At 45.2% G+C, this 3,202-nt stretch carries 4 protein-coding genes; all 4 read right to left on the reverse strand.

Annotated elements, in window-relative coordinates; genetic code table 11:
• Positions 1 to 767: 767 nt before the first annotated feature.
• The gene (locus F6J99_RS43600) at positions 768 to 929 is read right to left on the reverse strand and encodes a hypothetical protein (protein WP_293123330.1); all 162 of its coding nucleotides are present in this window, start codon (positions 927 to 929) and stop codon (positions 768 to 770) included.
• Between the two features lie 81 nt (positions 930 to 1,010).
• Positions 1,011 to 1,142, reverse strand: coding sequence for a hypothetical protein (locus F6J99_RS43605; RefSeq protein ID WP_293123333.1), 132 nt, complete (start codon positions 1,140 to 1,142; stop codon positions 1,011 to 1,013).
• A gap of 45 nt (positions 1,143 to 1,187) precedes the next feature.
• Positions 1,188 to 2,858, reverse strand: coding sequence for an asparaginase (locus F6J99_RS43610; RefSeq protein WP_293123335.1), 1,671 nt, complete (start codon positions 2,856 to 2,858; stop codon positions 1,188 to 1,190).
• A gap of 7 nt (positions 2,859 to 2,865) precedes the next feature.
• Complete coding sequence (locus F6J99_RS43615; protein WP_293123339.1) at positions 2,866 to 2,991, reverse strand: hypothetical protein; 126 nt, start codon at positions 2,989 to 2,991, stop codon at positions 2,866 to 2,868.
• Between the last annotated feature and the right edge of the window lie 211 nt (positions 2,992 to 3,202).

Genomic DNA, 3,202 nt, shown 5'->3' on the forward strand with positions numbered 1-3,202 from the left:
AGGGAATAGGGAGTAGGGAGTAGGGAGTAGGGAGTAGGGAGTAGGGAGTAGGGCACAAAAATTATCATAATTACTACACGAATTACTCAAAATAATTTGGGATTATTTTGAGTTTTTTCTGTCTACATGACAGCGCATATTAATGCACATTATACTTGGCTATATATAAGTAAAATGCTGTGCGATTGCACCGCCAATTTGTTATAATCATAGTTATAATTATAACAGTTTAACGATGACACTCACTACTGATCCAGAACCGAACCACAATCAAGATCCAGAGCCGACATTAACTGATGTAATCCGAAAACTTGATGAGCTTTCAGATGAAGTGAAAAAGTTTGATGAAAGATTTAGCAATTACCAACAAGCCACACAATGGGTGATTCAGTTAGCTTTTGGCTTAATTGCGAGTGCTACTGTTATCGTCATTGTGAGCAATGTTTAGCAAAGGGAATAGGGAGTAGGGAGTAGGGAGTAGGGAACAGGTAACAAAAATTATCACAATTCCTACAGGGATTGCTATTTTCAAATCACTCAATAGTTAATTGTTTATTTTATTGCCCCTCTTACCCCTTACTCCCGAGATATTTTACCGTAAGCAACCGGATAGCTTTCTAGGAAAATGTGTTCGCGTCGCGTCTGTCTAGGAGAATCACGAAGCGGTTCTTTTGGAAGATCGCCCTTTGTAAAAGTAGTTTCTGTCTGGTGGGCAGTGCATCTGATCCATTTACCAAGCTTGCCAATCCCTTTAGCCACTGCCCACCCTACGATTTTCTCCTAGTCTGGTGGGCAGTGCATCTGATCCATTTACCAAGCTTGCCAATCCCTTTAGCCACTGCCCACCCTACGATTCTAATTATCATGTCCGGATCAATTACCCTGTCTTGATGCAGTCGCTCATGGGGGAAACCACGGCAGTTGCTCATGGTTAGAAGTTACCGTAAGACAGTTGAGCCTTAATCAATAAGTTTTACCCCTTTTCTGCATAGCCGACCAACCATAAAGGCTCAACTGTCTAAGGTTTCGTCTCCGGGGGAACCCCCAAGACCGCACTGCCTCCCCAAGACCGCGCTGCATCGCTTAATCAAAATCTCCCCATCTCCCCATCTCCCCATCTCCCCATCTCCCCATCTCCCCATCTCCCCACCGTACTGTTAATTATGGGTATTCAACCGGACTTGATATTATTTATGCTTGCCCTTACCATGAGATTTATTCTTGTCCTTACCCTGGGATTTATGCTTTCCCTTACCATCGGACTTTTCGAGAGAAATCGGTTCGGGATAAATATAGACTGGCTCTTTGCCGTAATTCTGGATATAAAGTTTGGTGCCACCATCAGTAGTTTCACCTTCTAGGATCAGCTTGGATGAGCGGGTGTTAGGATCTGGCTCGCCCCCGGCCTGATAAATGGCTTGGTTATCCCGGTCATAGAAGATTAATTGACCGTCTTCTTGCATATGCAATTGACCAGGCAACTTGGCAGAGCTGGGTTCCTCAAGGAAAACGAAAGGCTGTTCTAAGCTAGTGCCAGTTAAGACAGGACCTTGTCCGGGCTCGTTGGTCAAAATCGCTGTGCCATCGAGAGCCATAATTGTCTCTCCTGGCGCTAAGAAGCCTTCTCCTCTGGCATCAAGAACGTTGACATCCATAATCTCGCCGACGAGATTGGTCATCATCAGTTCCTTAATCTTGTATTGATCCCAGTTATAGTATTTAGCTAACAGCTTTAAGTAGGTCAGCTTGGTGGCAGCCGCAATTGGGGTCATATCATAGGCACCAACTGCTCCTACCTGACTCAGCCACGAACCTGCTGCATAGGTCTGGGAATTGACAATCCCGCTGAGAACCTGTGTACAGTCAACGATCACCGTTCCATTGGTATTAGCTTCGTCAAGAGTTTTGTAAATCGCCCCATTCTCAGGAGTTTCTGGATTGCCAGACGGGAAATTCCCTGCTCCATAAGACTCCAGAATTAAACCATCGACTCCCTGATTAATACAGGCCGCCAGCATATCCCCAAGTACGCTGGTATTGGGGTCAGCAGAGACATCATAATAGGCCGGGAAAGCCGAAAAGGGAAGAATGGTAATGCTGTTAATATTATCGTTAATGTAGGTCAGTTGAGCTGATAAAGCGTCATAAGCAGGCTCGCCCTGGACGGAGAGTGCCAGGGAGGGGTCTGTGGGCAAGGGGCGCACTACTTTGTTGTCCACATCAAAGTCTAAGCCATATTCCCCAATATTGGGATAGTTAGGAGTAGAGAAGGCTTTGAATTCACTGGCGTTGGTCTTGACGGTGCGATTGCCCCTCATTAAGGTGGAATCAAAGTACAGACACACTTCCGGTACACCTTCACAACAGGAAGTTACCGCACCACAGACGTTTTGGAGTGCATCGGTGTTGAAGCGTACAGTATAGGAGGAGTCCGCTTTCTCTACAAATAGTGGCAGTTGGGAGCCAGTCACAACCAGCGGCTTGCTCAACAAAGCGTTATAGTTGCCATCCTGATCCAGCCCGGTCATCAAAAACGACAGTATCGAAGCAGTCCAGGCCATGGTGTCCGTGCCATGGAGCACAATAAAAGACTCATAGCTATCGTAGGCTTCCAGGATTGCGATCGCTATTGTACACCAGTCTTTCGGCTGCAAGTTGGTACTGTCGAGAGTGCTGTGATTCGGACCAAACCCGATATCAATATAGCCAATGGTACAATCGGGATATTGACTTTGAATTATCGGCAAAATATTCTCATCAAACGCCTTTTGGAAACCAGCAGTATCTAGTGGATACAGCCCATCGGGTCCCTGCACAGAACCAATGGTGCCCCCTGTGTATAAAATCCCTATGTTCATAAAACAATCAGAAAATTTGTTTGCTACTAAAGTATACAGAAGTGATGGGGACAGGGAATAGGGAACAGGGAATAGGGAATAGGGAATAGGGAACAGGGAATAGGGAATGGGTAAAATTAGGAAGGAGTGCCAAAGAGTTTTTGATTTTATAGCGTTTATCGCAGTTATGATTTACAGTCTTCTTTGACGTTGATTCCCTGTTAGGTGCCCTTGATGCAGCGCATCGCTATTCCGTATTCTCTCTTCCCTGTTCTCTGTTCCCTGTTCCCTAAAGAAATAACATTAGTATCTAAAATCATGAAACCATACACATCCTATGACAATGACTACTATCAATGGATAAA

This window comes from Moorena sp. SIO4G3, assembly GCF_010692305.1.
Taxonomy (GTDB): Bacteria; Cyanobacteriota; Cyanobacteriia; order Cyanobacteriales; family Coleofasciculaceae; genus Moorena; species Moorena producens_A.